We start from the raw sequence: 19,507 nt of genomic DNA on the forward strand, positions 1-19,507 counted from the left end.
GACCGAGCGCGCCCGGCACTCCGAAGCCGGTGGTAGGCAGAGAACGCCCCGCGCTCTGGAGCCGATGGTGGGCACAGCACCCCGGCCGTCTGAAGCCACTGGTAAACCGAGCGCGCCCGGCACTCCGAAGCCGGTGGTAGGCAGAGAACGCCCCGCGCTCTGGAGCCGGTGGTGGGCACAGCGCCCCGGCCGTCTGAAGCCAGTGGTGGACCGAGCGCGCGCTCCGAAGCCGGTAGTGGGCGCAACGCGTCCGGCGCTCCGCACCGCGAGCCGGCGCGGGTACCGGCGGGAGTGGTGCCGCGCCGACACGGCACCACTCGCGCCTTGGGCCTTGGGGGCCGCTGACGCCACCCGGGAGTGACGCCACGGTCAAGTCTCTGCCGCCGCACGGCGGATCACCAGGGTTGCAAGGGGTTGCAACTCGGCGGTGCCCGTGTGCGGAGTGGGTGCCTCCGGCCTGCCCGGACCGGCAGTATGGGGGGCGCAGCCGGACCGGAAACCGCCGTCGGGACGGCTTGACGTGTGAGTCCGAAGCCCCCTCCCGGAAGGACCCCCCTGGTGAACCCGCCGATGAACGTGGCGCGTCTGGCCGCCGTGGACGCGGCACAGGCGGCGCGGGTGCTCAGCGAGGTGCGCGAGGCCACGCTCGCCGGGCGACGTGCGCGGATCGCGCCCCGGCCGGTGATCGGACAGTCCTGGGAGCGGATGCTGCGCAGCGGTCTCGACCCGGAGCGGGACCGCAGGTCGGGGGTGCTGTCGGAGGACGAAGTCCGGTACCGGCGGGCGCGGTCGCCGCTGCGGCAGGTGCTGCCGGTGCTGCGCGAGGGTCTGCTTTCGGTCGCGGACGTCGCGCACCACATCATGGTCGTCGCGGACGCCGAGGGGCGCGTGCTGTGGCGGGAGGGATCACGGCCGGTGCTGCGCAAGGCGGACGGCCTCGGGTTCCAACTCGGGGCCGACTGGCGGGAGGACGTCGTCGGCACCAACGGCGTGGGCACCCCGGCGGTCGTACGGCGGCCCGTGCAGGTGTTCGGCGGTGAGCACTTCGTCCGCTCGCAGACCTCGTGGACGTGCACCGGCGCCCCGATCACCGACCCCCGGGACGGGCGGCTGCTCGGTGTCGTGGACGTCAGCGGGCCGCTGGAGACCATGCATCCGGCCACGCTGGCCTGGGTGGAGTCGGTGGCCAAGCTGGCCGAGGCGCGGCTGCGGGAGCTGCACGCGGCCTCGCTCGACCGGCTGCGGGCGGTGGCGGCGCCGGTGCTGGCCCGGCTGGACGGGCGGGCGCTGGTGGTGGACCGGGACGGCTGGACGGTGGCGGTGTCGGGGATGCCGTACGTGCGGCGGGTCGCGCTGCCCAAGTCGCTGTCCCCGGGCCGCCGGTGGCTGCCGGTGCCCGGTTCGTGCGCGGTGGAGCCGCTGGCCGGAGGCTGGCTGCTGCGGGCCGAGGACGACGTGCCGGCCGGCGCGGGCTCCCGGGTCGTGCTGGACCTGGCCCGGCCGGGCCGGTGTGAACTGACCGTCGAGAGCCCGGCCGGTTCCTGGTCCCGGGAACTGAGTCCACGGCACGCGGAGTTGCTGTACCTGCTCGCCGAACACCCGTCCGGGCGAGGGGCGGCGGGCCTGGCGGAGGATCTGTTCGGCGATCCGTCCAGGACGGTCACCGTACGCGCGGAGATGTCACGTATCCGGCGGTATCTGGGGGATGTTCTGCGGCATCGGCCCTATCGCTTCCACGAGAACGCGGAGGTCGAGGTGGTACTCCCGGACGACCCGCGTGACCTGCTGCCCCAGTCGACGGCTCCGGCCCTGGCACGCCGGCGCGCGGCGGCGGGAGCGGTCCCATGAGTGTGTCTTCCGCGTATTTGCGGGGTCTTCGCCCTACGCGGCCCGTTACTGCCGTAGCATCCCTCCCGGGCCTCCCCACCTGCTCCTCGGTCAACGCGACGACCATCAGGCGCAGTTGGCCCACTCGGGAGGAGACATGAGACATCGCGGCAGACACCGCAGGCGCCGCCGGGGCGCGGCGCTGCGCGCGGCCCTGACCGGGACCGCGCTGGCGCTCACCGCGGCGGCCACCCTGATCAGCGTGTCCCAGGCGGACGTCGCCAAGGGCCCGGGGGCGCTCAAACCGCTGTCCTCCCCGGCGGACACCCGCCCGCTCGGACTGCGCGAGCAGCTCGCGCCGGCGGCCACCCTGGACCGGCTCTCCGCCGCGATGGGCCGCCCGGTGGGCGTGGACGCCGTCCTGGCGAGCACGGACCGCACGATGGGCGAGGGCGCCGGCTGCCCGGCCGGTGACCGCGCCACGCTGCCCACCACCCCCGACACCACCCGGGCCTACTGCTGGGACCGGGCCGACGCCGGGTCCACCGCCTGGCGGCCTGCCGCGGTGACCACCTCGGGTGACGCCGACGACGACGGCGCCTGGGGGCAGCACCGGGTCGTGCTGGCCGGCTGGCGTCACACCACCGCCGCCGGGCGCTCCGCCGAGCGCGGTCTCGCCCGGGTCGCCTTCACGGACGCCGACGACCCGGACCACCTCTCCTACCGCTGGGTGCTGCTGGTGGTGCCGGTCGACGGCGGCCGGGACTACCGGGGGCTGACCTCCGGGATCTCCGGGATGGTCTGGTACCAGGACAAGCTGCTGGTCAGCACGGACACCGGCGGCTCCGAGGCGCTGCACGTCTTCGACCTCGACCGCATCCAGCGCACCACGGCCGACGGCTCGGCGATCGGCCGGGTGCCCGGCGGCTGGTCCGCCGACGGCTACCGGTTCGTGCTGCCGGAGGTCGGCTCGTACCGCTTCGCCTCCGGTCGGTGTACGGCGTCCGGGCCGCCCTGTCCCGGTGCGCTCGCCCTGGACCGGAGCACGGCGCCCGACAGCCTGGTCGCCGCGGAGTGGACGGAGCCGGGCAGCGACCGCAAGGCGCGGCTGTGGCGGTACGCGTTCAGCTCCGACCCGGCGCGCGGCGGACTGCTCGCCACGGACCCGGCGGGCCGGGCGGACGCGGTGCGGGCCTACCGGACCGGGGCATCCGGCATCCGCGGGGTGCTCTCCCTCGGGCCGTCCTGGTATGTGGGACGACTGCCCGGCTCGCGGGACGGGCACGGCGCCCTGTGGCGGCTGGACGGCAAGGAGGCGCGGGCCGCGCACTGCGGGGCGGACGGCACGCACCGCTGCTGGGCCGAGGGAGCGGGCTCCCTCTCCTACTGGCAGGAGAGGGGCGAGGTGTGGTCCCTGTCGGACCGGATGCTCTTCACCCTGCCGCTGGCCCGCCTGGACCGCTCGGTGCGGTGACCCCGCCCGGGTGACCGGGCCGATCGACAGATCCGGCGGCGGGATGGTTCCCTGGCCCGCATGAGCAGCGTCCACGTCACCACCTGGTCCCTGGAGCAGACGTCACCGGCCGACCTCCTGGCCGCCGCCGCGCCCGAGGGCGACGTCCGGATCGTCCGCGCCGAGGTCCCCTCGCCCGAGTTCAGCCGGTTCCTGTACGCCTCGGTCGGCGGCGACATCCGCTGGACCGACCGGCTGGGCTGGACGCACGCACGCTGGCTGGAGCATCTGGACCGGCCCGGCGTGGAGACCTGGGTGGCCTACGACCGCGGGACCCCGGCCGGCTACGTGGAGCTGGAGGCGCAGGACGAGGGCGCGGTCGAGATCGTCTACTTCGGGCTGCTCCCGGCCTTCCGGGGCCGGCGGATCGGCGGCCACCTGCTGGCGTACGGCACGGCCCGCGCCTGGGATCTGGCCGAGCGCCTGCCGGGACGGACGCCGACCAAGCGGGTATGGCTGCACACGTGCAGCAAGGACGGCGCGTTCGCGATGGCCAATTACCAGCGGCGCGGCTTCGCGCTGTTCGACACCAAGGTCGAGCTGGAGCCGGACACCCCGGCCCCGGGTCCGTGGCCCGGCGCATACCCGGTCTGACCTGCCGGGACAAGCCCTCGCGCGGCACGTGTGAGCGACACCACCCCTGTTCCACATAGTGGGACACGAATGTCCGGATGACGGACGAAGCTGGACTGTGTCCAGATCGCCGTGCCACGCTTCCGTCATGTCCGGAACTGGAATCGCCTTGGTGAGTCGGCGGCACGTCGACCTCGGCCGCATGTCCAGCGCCATCTGTCCGGCGAGCTGACCCGTCAGCACCACCCTTCTCCCCGCACCCGCGCCGCTCTTGCGCACGCCCGCCCGCATGCCGACGTATGCCCAGGTCAGAGCAGCTTTCCGCCTGCCCCGAAGGACGTAGAACCATGGCCGCCACCCCACAGAATCCCGCCGCCTCCGCGCCCCGTCGCAAGGTGAGTCGGCACCGCGGCGAGGGTCAGTGGGCCGCGGGGCACTTCACCCCGCTCAACGGCAACGAGCAGTTCAAGAAGGACGACGACGGTCTCAATGTGCGGACACGCATTGAGACGATCTACTCGAAGCGCGGTTTCGACTCGATCGACCCGAACGACCTGCGTGGCCGGATGCGCTGGTGGGGCCTCTACACCCAGCGCCGGCCCGGGATCGACGGCGGCAAGACCGCGATCCTGGAGCCGGAGGAGCTGGACGACAAGTACTTCATGCTGCGCGTCCGCATCGACGGGGGCCGGCTGACGACCCGCCAGCTGCGGGTGATCGGCGAGATCTCGCAGGAGTTCGCGCGCGGCACCGCCGACATCACCGACCGGCAGAACATCCAGCTGCACTGGATCCGGATCGAGGACGTGCCCGCGATCTGGGAGCGCCTTGAGGCGGTCGGCCTGTCCACCACCGAGGCCTGCGGTGACACGCCCCGCGTGATCCTCGGCTCCCCCGTCGCCGGTATCGCCGAGGACGAGATCATCGACGGCACCCCGGCCGTCGACGAGATCCACCGGCGCGTCATCGGCAACCCCGACTTCTCGAACCTGCCCCGCAAGTTCAAGTCCGCGGTCTCCGGCTCGCCGCTGCTGGACGTGGCGCACGAGATCAACGACATCGCGTTCGTGGGCGTCGAGCACCCGGAGCACGGCCCCGGCTTCGACCTGTGGGTGGGCGGCGGCCTGTCCACCAACCCCAAGATCGGCGTCCGGCTCGGCGCCTGGGTGCCGCTGGACGAGGTCGCGGACGTCTACGAGGGTGTCATCGGCATCTTCCGCGACCACGGCTACCGGCGGCTGCGCACCCGGGCCCGGCTGAAGTTCCTGGTCGCCGACTGGGGCGCGGAGAGGTTCCGGCAGGTGCTGGAGGACGAGTACCTGAAGCGGAAGCTGGTCGACGGACCGGCGCCCGCGCAGCCGGTGGAGCGCTGGCGCGACCACGTCGGTGTGCACCGGCAGCGCGACGGCCGCTTCTACGTCGGTTTCGCGCCGCGCGTCGGCCGGGTGGACGGCACCACCCTGGCGAAGATCGCCGAGGTGGCCGAGGCGCACGGGTCCGGCCGGGTCCGTACCACCGTCGAGCAGAAGATGATCGTGCTGGACGTCGAGGAGGCCCAGGTCGAGTCGCTGGTGGCCGGCCTGGAGTCGCTGGACCTCACGGTCACCCCGTCCCCGTTCCGGCGCGGCACCATGGCCTGCACCGGCATCGAGTACTGCAAGCTCGCGATCGTCGAGACGAAGGCACGCGGCATCTCGCTGATCGACGAACTGGAGCGCCGTGTCCCGGACTTCGACGAGCCGATCACCATCAACATCAACGGCTGCCCGAACGCCTGCGCCCGGATCCAGGTCGCGGACATCGGTCTCAAGGGCCAGCTGGTGATGGATAAGGACGGCAACCAGGTCGAGGGCTTCCAGGTGCACCTGGGCGGCGCGCTCGGCCTGGAGGCGGGCTTCGGCCGCAAGGTGCGCGGTCTGAAGGTCACCTCGGAGGAGCTGCCCGACTACGTGGAGCGGGTCCTCAAGCGGTACCAGGACGAGCGTGAGGACGGCGAGCGGTTCGCGACCTGGACCACCCGGGCCTCCGAGGAGGCGCTGTCGTGAGCGAGCGCGCGGCACCCTTCTACTGCCCCTACTGCGGCGACGAGGACCTCAGGCCGAGCGAGCAGGGCCACGGCGCCTGGGAATGCGCGGCGTGCAACCGCGCCTTCCAGCTGAAGTTCCTCGGGCTGCTCGCCCGGGGCCTTCAGCGAGCCGACGACGGAGGGGACGGTCCGGCATGACGGCGACTCAGCAGGAGTGCGACAGCGAGGAGTTGAGGCGGCTCGCCGAGCAGGCGGGCCGGGACCTGGAGGACGCCTCCGCGCTGGAGATCCTCCGGTGGGCGATGGACACCTTCGGCGCGGAGTTCTGCGTCACCTCCTCCATGGAGGACGCCGTGGTGGCCCACCTCGCCGCCCGGGTGCGCGAGGGCGTCGACGTGGTGTTCCTCGACACCGGCTACCACTTCCCGGAGACCATCGGCACCCGCGACGCCGTGGAAGCGGTGATGGACGTCAACGTCATCACGCTCACGCCCCGGCAAACGGTCGCCGAACAGGACGCCGAGTACGGCCCGCGGCTGCACGACCGGGACCCCGACCTGTGCTGCGCGCTGCGCAAGGTCAAGCCCCTGGAGGAGGGTCTGAAGGGCTACCGGGCCTGGGCGACCGGACTGCGCCGCGACGAGTCCCCGACCCGGGCGGGCACCCCGGTCGTCGGCTGGGACGAGCGGCGGCGGAAGGTCAAGGTCTCCCCCATCGCCCGCTGGACCCAGGACGACGTGGACGCCTACGTCGCCGAACACGGCGTGCTCACCAACCCGTTGCTGACGGACGGCTACGGCTCCGTCGGCTGCGCCCCCTGCACCCGCCGGGTGCTGGAGGGCGAGGACGCGCGCGCCGGCCGCTGGGCGGGCCGCGCCAAGACCGAGTGCGGGCTGCACGGATGACGACCGACCACCTACAGGAGAACCACGTGACGACCGGAGCCACCGTCTGGCTCACGGGTCTGCCGAGCGCCGGCAAGACCACCATCGCGTACGAGCTGGCGGACCGGCTGCGCGCGGCGGGCCGCCGGACCGAGGTGCTCGACGGCGACGAGATCCGCGAGTTCCTCTCCGCGGGCCTGGGCTTCTCCCGGGCGGACCGGCACACCAACGTGCGGCGCATCGGCTTCGTCGCCGAACTGCTCGCCCGCAACGGCGTGACGGCGCTGGTGCCGGTGATCGCGCCGTACGCGGACAGCCGGGAGGCGGTGCGCGAGCGGCACGCCGAGCACGGCACGCCGTACCTGGAGATCCATGTGGCGACGCCGGTCGAGGTGTGCAGCGTCCGGGACGTGAAGGGGCTGTACGCCCGGCAGGCCGCGGGCGAGCTGACCGGGCTGACCGGGGTCGACGACCCGTACGAGGAGCCCGAGACACCCGACCTGCGCATCGAGTCGCAGCACCAGAGCGTGCGGGAGTCCGCGGACTCGGTGCACGCCCTGCTGAGCGAGAGGGGACTGGCATGACGGCGACCGCCAAGGCCGCGGACGGCACGGACAGCCCGTACGCGCTCTCGCACCTGGACGCGCTGGAGTCCGAGGCGGTGCACATCTTCCGCGAGGTGGCGGGCGAGTTCGAGAACCCGGTGATCCTGTTCTCCGGCGGCAAGGACTCCATCGTCATGCTGCACCTGGCGCTGAAGGCGTTCGCCCCGGCGGCGGTCCCCTTCGCGCTGCTGCACGTGGACACCGGGCACAACTTCCCGGAGGTGCTGGAGTACCGGGACCGCGCGGTCGGGCGGCACGGGCTGCGGCTGCACGTGGCCTCCGTGCAGGACTACATCGACCGGGGGGTGCTCAAGGAACGTCCCGACGGCACCCGCAACCCGCTCCAGACGCTGCCGCTGACGGAGAAGATCCAGGCCGAGCGGTTCGACGCGGTGTTCGGCGGCGGGCGGCGGGACGAGGAGAAGGCCCGCGCCAAGGAGCGGGTGTTCTCGCTGCGCGACGAGTTCTCCCAGTGGGACCCGCGCCGCCAGCGCCCCGAGCTGTGGAACCTGTACAACGGCCGGCACGCGCCCGGCGAGCACGTCCGGGTCTTCCCGCTCAGCAACTGGACCGAGCTGGACGTGTGGCAGTACATCGCCCGGGAGGGCATCGAGCTGCCCGACATCTACTTCGCCCACGAGCGCGAGGTGTTCCGGCGAGCCGGCATGTGGCTGACCGCCGGCGAGTGGGGCGGGCCCCGGGAGAGCGAGAGCGTGGAGCGGCGGCTGGTGCGCTACCGGACCGTCGGGGACATGTCCTGCACCGGTGCCGTCGACTCCGACGCGACGACGCTGGACGCGGTGATCGCCGAGATCGCCGCCTCCCGGCTCACCGAGCGGGGCGCGACCCGGGCCGACGACAAGCTCTCCGAGGCCGCGATGGAAGACCGCAAGCGCGAGGGGTACTTCTAGCCATGAGCACGATCACGACCGAGGCGCTCTCGGCCACCACGCTGCTGCGGTTCGCCACCGCCGGCTCCGTCGACGACGGCAAGTCCACCCTGGTGGGGCGGCTGCTGCACGACTCCAAGTCGGTCCTCGCCGACCAGCTGGAGGCCGTCGAGCGGGTCTCGGCGAGCCGCGGGCAGAACGCCCCCGACCTCGCGCTGCTCACCGACGGGCTGCGCGCCGAGCGGGAGCAGGGCATCACGATCGACGTGGCGTACCGGTACTTCGCCACGCCCCGGCGCCGGTTCATCCTCGCCGACACGCCCGGCCATGTGCAGTACACCCGCAACATGGTGACCGGTGCCTCGACGGCCGAGCTGACGGTGGTCTTGGTGGACGCCCGCAACGGCGTGGTCGAGCAGACCCGCCGGCACGCGGCCATCGCGGCCCTGCTGCGCGTCCCGCACGTGGTCCTCGCCGTCAACAAGATGGACCTCGTCGGGTACGGGGAGCCGGTGTTCGCGGCGATCGCCGAGGAGTTCACGGCGTACGCGACCGAGCTGGGCGTCCCGGAGGTCACCGCGATCCCGATCTCGGCGCTGGCCGGCGACAACGTGGTGGAGCCCTCGGCGAACATGGACTGGTACGGCGGTCCGACGGTGCTGGAGCACCTGGAGACCGTGCCGGTCAGCCACGACCTGGCGCACTGCCACGCCCGGCTGCCGGTGCAGTACGTGATCCGGCCGCAGTCCGCCGAGCACCCGGACTACCGGGGCTACGCGGGCCAGATCGCGGCCGGCACCTTCCGGGTCGGCGAGCCGGTCACCGTGCTGCCGTCCGGCCGGACGACCCGGATCTCCGGCATCGACCTGCTGGGCGAGCCGGTGGACGTGGCGTGGACGACGCAGTCGGTGACGGTCCTGCTGGAGGACGACATCGACGTCTCGCGCGGCGACCTCATCGTGCCGACGAAGGACGCGCCGCCCACCACGCGGGACGTGGAGGCGACCGTCTGCCATGTGGCCGACGCGCCACTGACCGTCGGCCACCGGGTGCTGCTCAAGCACGGCACCCGCACGGTCAAGGCGATCGTGAAGGACATCCCGTCCCGGCTCACGCTGGACGACCTGTCCCTGCACCCGCACCCGGGGCGGCTGGTCGCCAACGACATCGGCCGGGTGAAGATCCGCACCGCCGAGCCGCTGCCCGTCGACTCCTACGCCGACTCGCGCCGCACCGGCTCCTTCATCCTGATCGACCCGAGCGACGGCACCACGCTCACCGCGGGCATGGTCGGCGAGTCGTTCGCCTCCCCCGAGCCGGTCACGGACCGGGCCGACGACGAGGGCTGGGACTTCTGAGCATGGACACCGACTTCTACTCGACGTTCGCGAAGGAGGGCGGCCGCGTCGGCAGCGGGGCCCTCGGCAGCGGAGAGGGCGGGGTGGCGCGATGTGTGCGCTGACGTACGCGCACCGCTCGCGCGCCCTGTCCCCCCACCCGTTGTCGTCCCGGAAGCGACGAAGACCTGTGCCGACCTCCCGGCCACGACCTGAGAGACCGTGACCGCCGGGCCTCCGAGAGGAACACCTCCCGTGCCTGCAACAACCGCCGTCCGCCGCACCCTCGCGGTGATAGCCGCGCTGCCCCTGCTCACCCTGGCCGCCTGCGGCTACGGGTCGGACTCGAAGAAGGACGACACCACCAAGGTCGCCGCCGGGGCGAAGAAGGTCGACGGCCTCGACACCGTCAAGATCGGGTACTTCCCCAACCTCACCCACGGCACCGCGCTGGTGGGCGTGCAGAAGGGCTTCTTCCAGAAGCAGTTGGGCGCCACCGAGGTCAAGACCGCGACCTTCAACGCCGGGCCGTCGGAGATCGAGGCGCTCAACTCCGGCTCCATCGACATCGGCTGGATCGGCCCGTCCCCGGCGATCAACGGCTACACCAAGTCCGCCGGCAAGTCCCTGAAGATCATCGGCGGTTCGGCATCCGGCGGCGTGAAGCTGGTCGTGAATCCGAAGAAGATCACGTCGCTGAAGGACGTCAAGGGCAAGAAGATCGCCACGCCCCAGCTCGGCAACACGCAGGACGTGGCCTTCCTCAACTGGGCGGCCGAGCAGGGCTGGAAGGTCGACGCGCAGAGCGGCAAGGGTGACGTCACGGTCGTCCGCACCGACAACAAGATCACGCCGGACGCCTACAAGTCCGGTTCGATCGACGGCGCCTGGGTGCCGGAGCCGACCGCGTCGAAGCTGGTCGCCGAGGGCGGCAAGGTGCTGCTGGACGAGTCCTCGCTGTGGCCGGACAAGAAGTTCGTGATCACGAACATCATCGTGCGGCAGGCCTTCCTCAAGGAGCACCCGAAGGCGGTCGAGGCCGTCCTGAAGGCCGCCGTCGAGTCCAACAAGTGGATCAACGCCAACCCGGGCGAGGCGAAGGCCGCCGCCAACAAGCAGCTGGAGACCGACTCCGGCAAGGCGCTGCCCGCGGACGTGCTGGACCCGGCGTGGAAGTCGATCCAGTTCACCGACGACCCGCTGGCCGCCACCCTGAACACCGAGGCCGAGCACGCGGTCAAGGCCGGTCTGCTGGACAAGCCGAACCTGGCCGGGATCTACGACCTGACCACCCTGAACAAGATCCTCAAGGCCGAGGGCGCCAAGCCGGTCGACGCGGCCGGTCTCGGCACCGACTGACCCCGCCGACCGATCCGTTCCCAGGAGGTGACGACCATGGCCACGACCCTCGCCAAGGCCGACGCGGGCGTCGAGTCCGCCGCACGCCTTGAGCACGTCTCGAAGTCCTTCACCGGGCCGGGCGGCCGGCAGCTCGTGCTGGACGACATCAGCATCGACGTCGCCCCGGGCGAGTTCGTCACCCTCCTGGGAGCCTCGGGCTGCGGCAAGTCCACGCTGCTGAACCTGGTGGCGGGCCTGGACCGGCCGACCGCCGGGTCCATCAGCACGGACGGCCGCCCCGCCCTGATGTTCCAGGAGCACGCCCTCTTCCCGTGGCTGACCGCGGGCAAGAACATCGAACTCGCCCTGAAACTCAGGGGCGTTCCCAAGTCTGACCGGCGCGGCAAGGCCGAGGAACTGCTCGAACTGGTCCGGCTGAGGGGCGCGTACGGCAAGCGCGTCCACGAGCTGTCCGGCGGGATGCGCCAGCGGGTCGCGCTGGCCCGCGCGCTCGCCCAGGAGAGCAACCTGCTGCTGATGGACGAGCCGTTCGCGGCGCTGGACGCCATCACCCGGGACGTGCTGCACGACGAGCTGACCCGGATCTGGCAGGAGACCGGCCTGTCGGTGCTGTTCGTCACGCACAACGTGCGCGAGGCGGTACGGCTCGCCCAGCGGGTCGTGTTGCTGTCCTCCCGGCCCGGCCGGATCGCCCGCGAGTGGACGGTGGACATCCCGCAGCCGCGCCGCATCGAGGACGCGCCCGTGGCGGAACTGTCCGTCGAGATCACCGAGGTACTGCGTGGGGAGATCCGCCGTCATGGCCAGCACTGAGACGACGCAGGCACCCGCCGAGGACGCCGGGAGCGTCGAGGCGGGCCTGGACGCCCTGGAGACCGGCGCCACCGGCCGCCCGTCGCTGCGGCAGACGCTCACCGGCAAGGTGCTGCCGCCGGTCATCGCGGTCGCGGTGGTCCTGGTCGCCTGGACCCTGCTCTACCCGGTCGTCGACGATCCCACCAAGCTGCCCTCCCCGGCGGCCGTCGGCGACGCGTTCCGGGAGGCGTGGCTCAAGGGCGACCTGCTCGGCTACATCTGGACCAGCGTCTCGCGCGGTCTGCTGGGCTTCGCCTTCGCGCTGCTCATCGGCACCCCGCTGGGTCTGCTGGTGGCCCGGGTGAGGTTCGTGCGGGCGGCCATCGGCCCGATCCTGTCCGGCCTCCAGTCCCTGCCGTCGGTGGCCTGGGTGCCGCCGGCCGTGATCTGGCTGGGCCTGGACAACTCCATGATGTACGCGGTGATCCTGCTCGGCGCGGTGCCGTCCATCGCCAACGGCCTGGTCTCGGGCGTCGACCAGGTGCCGCCGCTGTTCCTGCGCGCCGGCCGCACGATGGGCGCGACCGGCGTCCGGGGCGTCTGGCACGTCACGCTGCCGGCGGCGCTGCCCGGCTATGTGGCCGGCCTGAAGCAGGGCTGGGCGTTCTCCTGGCGCTCGCTGATGGCCGCCGAGATCATCGCGTCCTTCCCCGATCTGGGCGTAGGGCTCGGCCAGTTGCTGGAGAACGCCCGCACCGCCAGCGACATGGCCATGGTGTTCGAGGCGATCCTGCTCATCCTGTTCGTCGGCATCGCCATCGACCTGCTGATCTTCAGCCCGCTGGAGCGGTGGGTGCTGCGCAGCCGCGGTCTGCTGGTGAAGGGCTGACATGCGCGCCCCGGTCCTTCTCGTCATCGCCCACGGCAGCCGCGACCCGCGGCACGCGGCGACCGTGCACGCCCTGGTGGAGCGGGTACGGTCGCTGCGGCCCGGGCTGCGCGTGGAGACCGGCTTCCTGGACTTCAACGTGCCGTCCGTGGCGGGGGTGTTGGAGTCACTGGCGGCCGACGGCGTCCGGAACGTGGTCGCCCTGCCCCTGTTGCTGACCCGCGCCTTCCACGCGAAGGCCGACATCCCGGCCGTGCTGCGCGAGGCGCCCGCGCGGCTGCGGATCAGGCAGGCGGAGGTGCTCGGTCCCTCGCCGCTGCTGCTGTCGGCCCTGGAACGGCGCCTGTACGAGGCGGGGTTGACGCCCGCCGACAAGCCCTCGACCGGCGTGGTCCTGGCCTCGGCGGGCTCCTCCGACCCGGAGGCGGTCGCGGTGATCGACGGCCTCGCGCGCCGCTGGCGGAACACCGGCTGGCGCGCGGTGCGGCCGGCGTTCGCCTCCGCCGCCCTGCCCCGCACCGAGGACGCGGTACGGGAGCTGCGCGCCCTCGGCTGCGAACGGGTCGCGGTCGCGCCGTACGTCCTGGCCCCCGGCTTCCTGCCGGACCGCATCGCGCGCGGCGCGGCCGGGGCGGACGTGCTGGCCGACGTGCTGGGCCCGGCCCCGGAGGTGGCGCGGCTGCTGCTGCGCCGCTACGACGAGACGCCGCTGTACGGCCTGACGGCCCTCGGCGCCTGACCGGGGCCGGCCCGGCGGTCACAGGCCGAAGGCGGTGACCAGCTGCTGGGTGTAGGCGAGGCTGCCGGTGCCGGCCCCGGCGCCGATGCTGATGGTGTCGAGCGAGGTGCGGATCCGGCCCCGGTTGGGCGGCAGGCCGTCGTCGGCGGACTCGGCCAGCGCGGCCTGGATGACCTCGCCGTACTGGACCAGTCCCGGGTACTCGGCGTGCAGCATCTCGGTGAGCCGGTCGGCGATGTCGATGAGGGTCTCCAGGTCGAGGCCGCCGTAGCCGCCCGGACCGGAACTGGTTCCGAATTTGTACGTGCTCATGTCTGCTGTCCTCGCTTCTGGTCCACGGGACGCTCGCGTCCTGCGGCCGTCGGGGGGGCTGGGGGGAAGCGCTGCGGCTGATGCGCGGACGGCCGGAAGCCGACGTTACCCATGCCGGGGTAACGCGCGGTGCGGCCCGGTACGGCCTTGACGTGGGGCGTGCGGCGACACCCGTGCGGAGTGGCCCGGGAACGGCCACCCGTCCGGGTGAGGGCCGCACGTTGACCGGGTACCGGGTGCCGACGGGAGGAGAGACAGGTACAGCCGTGTGAAGCCCATGGCCCGCCCGTTCTCCTCGTCCGACCCACCGCGGCAGTTCCGCGCAGTGCAGCCTAGGAAGCGGACACCGGCCTTTTCCCGGAGTTCCCCGAGCTCGACCACGAAGCGGGCGATACGTGGTATAGGCCGTGGTGGTCCGGCGCTCCCCTGTGGCGTCGGACCACCACGGCTACTCCTTCTGCGCCGGTGGGGGCCCATGTGTCACACGTGCGGCGGGGGCGGGACGCGGGAGCGTCGATTATCGGCCAACCGGGAGCCCGGAACTCCTGCCGTCAGACCCCCGGAGCCGTCAGCTCGACCAGTTTGAGGACGGTGTTCCAGTTACGGGTGGTGGCGGTCAGGTCCTTGGTGAGGCGGGGGCGGGACAGGGCCTCGGCGAGTTTGGAGCGGCCGAGGCCGTCCGGGGCGTAGAGGTAGAGGCAGCGGTCGCCGAGTCGGAACTCCTCGGGGAGGTAGGACTGTTGGTCGATCTCCGCGTACCGGTCGGGGGTGACGGGCGTGGAGAAGTAGGTGACGTGGAGCTGCTTGGGCTGGAGGTCGGCGGCCGGGAAGGGGCAGCTCTCGGCGACCGCCCGCAAGTAGGCGTGGTCACGCACGAGCACGCCGGGCCGGAAGCCGAAGCGCCGCTCGACGGCCTCGGCCAACTCGGCCGCCAGGGACTCCTCGTCGCCGTGGTCGGTGGTGAAGACGGCCTGGCCGCTCTGGAGGTGGGTGCGGACGGCGGTGTGGCCGAGGCCGGCGACGAGCGCCCGCAGGTCGGCCATGGGGAGCTTTCCGCTGCCGCCGACGTTGATTCCGCGCAGCAGCGCCGCGTAGGTCGTCATCCGACCAGCCTAGAGGGGCCGTCGTGCCCCGTGGGGGCGGGCACGACGGCCCGGGGCCAGGCGTTTGCCGGGCTGCGCGAAACTCTCGCCGATCGGCGGGTGCGGATCAACTCCTACACGCAGCTGTGACTTGTTCAACAAGCTTTCGTAATCACAAAGTGGATCTCAGTCGGCGGATCGGACAGCGGGCAGCTCGGCCTCGACGAGGTCGGCCGCGCGCGGGGTGCCGCCCTCGCGGGCCATCTCGGCCCGGATCTCCGTCAGCCGGGCGGCGGCCTCCGGGTCGTCCACCAGGGCGAGGGCGGTCGCGCGGAGCCGGTCGGCGGTGGCCGCCTCGGTGGCCAGCTTCCGGGCGACGCCGAGCGCCTGGAGCATGTCGGCGTTGCCGAACTGGTCGGCGGCCTGCGGTACGGCGATCATCGGGGTGCCGGTGGCCAGGCCCTCCTGGCTGCCGCCGGCGCCGGCGTGCGTGACGAACAGGTCGGCCTGCCGCAGCACGGCCAACTGCGGTACCCAGTCGTGCACTTCCACGGTGTCCGGTACGGCGCCCAGGTCGGCGGCGTCGACGTGCCGGCCGATCTGGAGGACCAGGTGCCAGCCGGGCAGGCCGCCGAAGGCGCGGACGCACTCGCGGTAGAAGCCGGGCTGTTTGGTGAAGGCCGATCCGAGGGAGACCAGGACGACCTTCTCGGCCCCGGCGGGCCGCCGCCAGTCGCCCTGCTCGCTCCGGTCGCCCTGACAGGCGCCGACGAAGGTGTGGACGCGTTCGTCCACCCGGTCGGCGTGCGGCTGGAGGGCCCTGGGGATGAGCACGAGGGAGCGGGCGGGGCGGCCGGCGAACGGGTCCGGGTGCTCGGTGATCCCGTTCTCCGCGAGCCAGGCCGCGAACCGGGCGTAGTAGGCCTGTCCGCGCTCGGTGCTCTTCGGTTCGGCCCACATCGGCTCGGCGACCTCCTCCTCGTACCCCTCCCAGGCGACGAGGTTCGGGGACAGGGAGACCGCCGGGACGCCCCAGCGGTGGGCCAGGACCCGGGCGGGGTAGGAGGCGATGTCGTGCAGGACGAGGTCGGGTTCGTCGCCCGTGTAGGCCTCGATCAGCTGCGGGAGCGCCTGGACCGCGTCCGCCAGGAACGGCTCCACGTTGTCGAGCAGGGTGGTCCCCCATGCCTCCGGGTCGGCGTCGGGGCCGGGCAGGGTGGAGGTGTAGGGCACCGGGCGGGCCCCGGTCTCGGCCACCTTGCCGGCGAACGCGGGCGGGATGGCGTAGGTGACGCGGTGTCCCCGGGCGACGAGTTCACGGATGACCTCCAGGCTGGGGTTCACATGGCCGTGGGCGGCGATGGAGAACATGGCGATGTGGGCGGGGGCGGGGGCAGTGGTGGTGGTCGCTGTCATGGCATGAACGTATGCGAGACGAACCGTCTCGTCTATCGATTTGCGGGCGGCCGGCAACGGTCGCTGGGGATCGCTCAGCGCTGGTAGCGGGCCAGCACCAGGTTGCCGTCCTTCTCCAGGCGTTCGCGCAGCTCGGTCAGGCCGATCGCGCCGCTGTAGTACTCCTGGTAGGCCGGGGTGGCCACGTTGTCCTTCCACTCGGCATAGCCGCGCACGGACTGCGCGGGCGCCGGACGCAGCCGGCCGGCGAGGGCGGTGCCGGTCGCCCAGCCGTCCTCGGCGGTGTGCAGGGCGGGGTCCTTCAGGGCCTCGGTCCCGGTGGGCAGCATCCAGTCGCCGAGGGCGAGGCGCACCATGTTCCTCGGCCGCAGCAGGAAGTCGAGGAACCGCGCGGCCTCCTCCTTGTGCGGGCAGTCGGCGGACACGGACAGGGTCTGCGGGCTGACGCCCTGGGTGAGTCCGTCGGCGCCGGCCGGGGCGGGCAGCACCTGCCAGCGGAACCCCTCGGGCGCCTGCTGCGCGACCTGCTGCCGGTAGGAGAAGCCCAGCGGGACCATCGCGTACCGGCCGCCGAAGAGGCCGGGCAGGGTGTCCGAGCCGCCGCTGCCGAGCGTGGCCGAGGGGGCGCTGTGGTCCACCGTGACCTGGTCGTGGATGGTGCGCGGCACGACCGCGTCGGCCTCGGTGAAGCGCACGGTGACCTTGCCGTCGGCGCCCCGGTGGAACAGGTGGCCGCCCGCCGACAGAGAGAGGTTGAGGGTGGCGGAGACGGGCTCCTTGAGCGGCCAGGCCACGCCGTACCGCCCGGGCCCGCTGAGCGCCCGGGTGACCTCGCGGAACTCCGGCCAGCTCCAGGGGTGTTCCGGGGTCGGTATGCGGACCTTCGCCGCGCGCAGCCGGGCGGAGTCGGCGATCAGCACCCGGGGTTCCTGGAGGAACGGCACGCCGTAGACGCGGTTGTCGAAGGTGGCCGTGTCCCAGGTGCCGCGCGGTATGCCGGCCTTCAGGCGGGCCGGCAGCAGGGCGGTGAGGTCGGCGAGGTAGCCGCCGTGGGCGAAGTCGGCGAGGTCGTCGGAGGCGTCGTGGATGATGTCGGGTGCCTCGCCGCCCTCGAAGGCGGTGAGCAGCTGGTCGTGGACGCTGTCCCAACTGCCCTGGACATACTCGATCTTGACGTCCGGGTGGGTGGTGTTCCACTCCTTCACCAGGTCCTTGGTGGCGGTGACGGACTCCTGCTGCCAGGCGAGGGACTGGAAGCGCAGGGTGACCGGGCCGTCCCGGTGGTCCGGTGCCGTGCAGCCCGCGAGGAGCAGCAGGAGCACCACGAGGGCTGTGGCGCGGGTGCGCATCAGCTCTTCACCGCCCCGGCGAGCAGACCGCTGGTGATCCGCCGCTGGACCAGGGCGAAGACGGCCACCGAGGGCAGGGTGGCGAGGAACGCGGCGGCGGCCAGCGGGCCGAGGTCGGCCATGCCCTCGGCGCCGATGAAGTGGGTGAGCACGACCGGCAGGGTCTGTTTCCCGGGGCTCTTGAGCAGCACCAGCGCGAAGAAGAACTCGTTCCACGCGGTGACGAACGCGAACAGCGCCGTCGCCGCGATGCCCGGCGCGAGCAGGGGTGCCGTCACCGATACCAGGGTGCGCAGCCGCCCGGCCCCGTCGACGGCCGCCGCCTCCTCCAACTCGGCCGGGACCGACCGGACATGGCCGGTGAGCATCCACAGCGCGAACGGCAGCGCCCACACCGTGTACACCAGCACCAGACCGGCCAGGGAGTCGATCAGCCGCAGGTTCTTCAGCACCAGGAACAGCGGGATGATCACCAGCACGAACGGGAACGCCTGGCTGACCACGACCCAGCCGGTGGCGGCCCGCGTGAGCCGGGTGCGTCGGCGGGCCAGGGCGTACGCCGCCGGGGTCGCGATCAGCACGGCGACGACGGCGGTGGCGAGCGCCACCAGCAGGGAGTTCAGGGCGGCGTGCGCCAGTGGCTGCTCGGCGAAGGCCTCGCGGACGTTGGCCAGGGTGGGGTGGCGCGGAATCCAGGTCGGGTGCAAGCTGCCCAGTTCGCGCGGGGGCTTGAGCGCGGTGGACAGCAGCCACAGCAGCGGGAAGGCGAGGAAGAGCAGGTAGCCGAGCAGGGCGGCGTACTGCCCGGCGCGGGCGGTGCGGCGGGCCCTCACGTCTCCGCACCGCCCCGCAGCCGGCCGGCCAGGAACACCGCGAGCAGGACCGCGACCACGGCGACCAGGACGCAGCCCATCGCCGCCGCGTAGCCGAACTGGCCGTAGCGGAAGGCCTCCTCGTAGGCGAAGAGCATCGGCAGCCGGGTCCTGCCGCCGGGTCCGCCGCTGGTGAGGACGTAGACCAGGGCGAAGGAGTTGAGGTTCCAGATGAGGTTGAGGGCGGTGATGGCGAGGGCCACCGGTCGCAGCGTGGGCCAGGTGACCGCCCGGAAGCGCCGCCAGGCTCCGGCGCCGTCCACCGCCGCCGCCTCGTGGAGTTCGCGGGGCACGTTCTGGAGTCCGGCGAGCAGGGCGACCGTGGTCTGCGGCAGGCCCGCCCAGACGCCGACGACGATGACGGCGGGCAGCGCGGTGGCCAGGCCGCTCAGCCAGTCCCGGCCGCCGCCGAGGCCGAGGTCGCGCAGTGTCTCGTTGAGGACGCCGACGTCGGGGTGGTAGACGAGCCGCCACATGATGCCGACGACCACCTCGGGCATCGCCCAGGGCACGATGGCGAGGGCGCGGGCGAACCCGCGCAGCCGCAGGTCCTGGTCGAGCAGCAGGGCGAGGCCGAGTGCCAGCAGGAACTGGGGCACGGTGACGCCGGCCGCCCAGACCAGGCCGATCCGGAACGACTCCCAGAACAGCGTGTCGTGCAGCAGGTCGCGGAAGTTGAGCGCGCCGATCCAGCGGGTGGCGGTGGTGCGGCCGGACTGGGCGTCGGTGAAGGCGAGCAGGATGCCGTAGAGCAGCGGGCCGACGCTGAGCACGAGGACCGGGACGAGCGCGGGCAGGACCAGGAACCAGGCGCCGGGTCCGGCACCCTGGCGGCGGGCGGGCCCGCGCGCTCCGGGGCGCGCGGGCGGCGCCTCGGCCACTGCTGTCACGGAATCAGCCCCTTTGCCGGATCCGGTTGGCGTGTTCATGGTCGTAAAGGCGCGGTACCTCGTCAAGGGGCCGCGCACACCGCTCGACCTGTGCCGATGCGAGACTGGCCGGGAGGGGCCCGCGCCACGGTGGTGGCGGGCCCGCG

20 protein-coding genes are annotated in these 19,507 nt (G+C 72.6%); 14 read left to right on the plus strand and 6 right to left on the minus strand.

The genetic code is table 11. The features are described 5' to 3' along the window. Positions 1 to 570 precede the first annotated feature (570 nt). The 14 genes from NX794_RS13040 to NX794_RS13100 all read left to right on the plus strand — a co-directional run bounded on the left by NX794_RS13040 (position 571) and on the right by NX794_RS13100 (position 13,440). Positions 571 to 1,848, plus strand: coding sequence for a helix-turn-helix domain-containing protein (locus NX794_RS13040; protein ID WP_258778846.1), 1,278 nt, complete (start codon positions 571 to 573; stop codon positions 1,846 to 1,848). Positions 1,849 to 1,984: 136 nt separating this feature from the next. Next, positions 1,985 to 3,301, plus strand: a complete 1,317-nt coding sequence (locus NX794_RS13045; RefSeq protein WP_258778643.1) for a hypothetical protein — start codon at positions 1,985 to 1,987, stop codon at positions 3,299 to 3,301. Between the two features lie 60 nt (positions 3,302 to 3,361). Then, the gene (locus tag NX794_RS13050) at positions 3,362 to 3,934 is read left to right on the plus strand and encodes a GNAT family N-acetyltransferase (protein ID WP_258778644.1); all 573 of its coding nucleotides are present in this window, start codon (positions 3,362 to 3,364) and stop codon (positions 3,932 to 3,934) included. Positions 3,935 to 4,061: 127 nt separating this feature from the next. Next, the gene (locus NX794_RS35890; protein ID WP_309486338.1) at positions 4,062 to 4,145 is read left to right on the plus strand and encodes a putative leader peptide; all 84 of its coding nucleotides are present in this window, start codon (positions 4,062 to 4,064) and stop codon (positions 4,143 to 4,145) included. A 115-nt stretch (positions 4,146 to 4,260) separates the two neighbouring features. Continuing rightward, a complete protein-coding gene (locus NX794_RS13055; protein ID WP_258778645.1) occupies positions 4,261 to 5,958 on the plus strand; it encodes a nitrite/sulfite reductase in 1,698 nt (565 codons plus the stop codon). Then, the gene (locus tag NX794_RS13060) at positions 5,955 to 6,137 is read left to right on the plus strand and encodes a hypothetical protein (protein ID WP_258778646.1); all 183 of its coding nucleotides are present in this window, start codon (positions 5,955 to 5,957) and stop codon (positions 6,135 to 6,137) included. Before NX794_RS13055 ends, NX794_RS13060 begins: the two co-directional genes overlap by 4 nt. Continuing rightward, the gene (locus NX794_RS13065) at positions 6,134 to 6,844 is read left to right on the plus strand and encodes a phosphoadenylyl-sulfate reductase (protein WP_258778647.1); all 711 of its coding nucleotides are present in this window, start codon (positions 6,134 to 6,136) and stop codon (positions 6,842 to 6,844) included. Before NX794_RS13060 ends, NX794_RS13065 begins: the two co-directional genes overlap by 4 nt. Continuing rightward, a complete protein-coding gene (gene cysC, locus NX794_RS13070; RefSeq protein WP_258778648.1) occupies positions 6,841 to 7,407 on the plus strand; it encodes an adenylyl-sulfate kinase in 567 nt (188 codons plus the stop codon). The genes NX794_RS13065 and cysC overlap by 4 nt, the downstream gene beginning before the upstream one ends. Next, a complete protein-coding gene (gene cysD, locus NX794_RS13075; protein WP_258778649.1) occupies positions 7,404 to 8,339 on the plus strand; it encodes a sulfate adenylyltransferase subunit CysD in 936 nt (311 codons plus the stop codon). The genes cysC and cysD overlap by 4 nt, the downstream gene beginning before the upstream one ends. Before the next feature lie 2 nt (positions 8,340 to 8,341). Beyond that, positions 8,342 to 9,676, plus strand: coding sequence for a sulfate adenylyltransferase subunit 1 (locus tag NX794_RS13080; protein ID WP_258778650.1), 1,335 nt, complete (start codon positions 8,342 to 8,344; stop codon positions 9,674 to 9,676). Positions 9,677 to 9,910: 234 nt separating this feature from the next. Continuing rightward, positions 9,911 to 11,014 (plus strand): aliphatic sulfonate ABC transporter substrate-binding protein, encoded by a 1,104-nt coding sequence (locus tag NX794_RS13085; protein ID WP_258778651.1) that lies wholly within the window; start codon positions 9,911 to 9,913, stop codon positions 11,012 to 11,014. 36 nt (positions 11,015 to 11,050) lie between these two features. Then, on the plus strand, positions 11,051 to 11,830 hold the full coding sequence (locus tag NX794_RS13090; RefSeq protein WP_258778652.1) for an ABC transporter ATP-binding protein: 780 nt from the start codon (positions 11,051 to 11,053) through the stop codon (positions 11,828 to 11,830). Next, entirely contained in the window at positions 11,817 to 12,701 is an 885-nt protein-coding gene (locus NX794_RS13095; protein WP_258778653.1) for an ABC transporter permease, read from the plus strand. The genes NX794_RS13090 and NX794_RS13095 overlap by 14 nt, the downstream gene beginning before the upstream one ends. A gap of 1 nt (position 12,702) precedes the next feature. Next, complete coding sequence (locus NX794_RS13100; protein ID WP_258778654.1) at positions 12,703 to 13,440, plus strand: sirohydrochlorin chelatase; 738 nt, start codon at positions 12,703 to 12,705, stop codon at positions 13,438 to 13,440. Positions 13,441 to 13,458: 18 nt separating this feature from the next. On the opposite strand, the gene NX794_RS13105 is transcribed toward NX794_RS13100, so the two are convergent. The 6 genes from NX794_RS13105 to NX794_RS13130 all read right to left on the minus strand — a co-directional run bounded on the left by NX794_RS13105 (position 13,459) and on the right by NX794_RS13130 (position 19,400). Beyond that, entirely contained in the window at positions 13,459 to 13,752 is a 294-nt protein-coding gene (locus NX794_RS13105; RefSeq protein ID WP_258778655.1) for a hypothetical protein, read from the minus strand. A gap of 551 nt (positions 13,753 to 14,303) precedes the next feature. Then, the gene (locus tag NX794_RS13110) at positions 14,304 to 14,855 is read right to left on the minus strand and encodes a DUF1697 domain-containing protein (RefSeq protein WP_258778656.1); all 552 of its coding nucleotides are present in this window, start codon (positions 14,853 to 14,855) and stop codon (positions 14,304 to 14,306) included. Positions 14,856 to 15,020: 165 nt separating this feature from the next. Beyond that, positions 15,021 to 16,250 (minus strand): macrolide-inactivating glycosyltransferase, encoded by a 1,230-nt coding sequence (mgt, locus tag NX794_RS13115; protein WP_258778657.1) that lies wholly within the window; start codon positions 16,248 to 16,250, stop codon positions 15,021 to 15,023. A gap of 74 nt (positions 16,251 to 16,324) precedes the next feature. Beyond that, a complete protein-coding gene (locus NX794_RS13120; protein WP_258778658.1) occupies positions 16,325 to 17,599 on the minus strand; it encodes an ABC transporter substrate-binding protein in 1,275 nt (424 codons plus the stop codon). After that, positions 17,599 to 18,432, minus strand: a complete 834-nt coding sequence (locus NX794_RS13125; protein WP_258778659.1) for a carbohydrate ABC transporter permease — start codon at positions 18,430 to 18,432, stop codon at positions 17,599 to 17,601. Before NX794_RS13125 ends, NX794_RS13120 begins: the two co-directional genes overlap by 1 nt. Then, the gene (locus NX794_RS13130) at positions 18,429 to 19,400 is read right to left on the minus strand and encodes a carbohydrate ABC transporter permease (protein ID WP_428985897.1); all 972 of its coding nucleotides are present in this window, start codon (positions 19,398 to 19,400) and stop codon (positions 18,429 to 18,431) included. Before NX794_RS13130 ends, NX794_RS13125 begins: the two co-directional genes overlap by 4 nt. Positions 19,401 to 19,507 lie beyond the last annotated feature (107 nt).

Origin of the sequence: Streptomyces pyxinicus, from assembly GCF_024753135.1 — a bacterium.
GTDB lineage: Bacteria > Actinomycetota > Actinomycetes > Streptomycetales > Streptomycetaceae > Streptomyces > Streptomyces pyxinicus.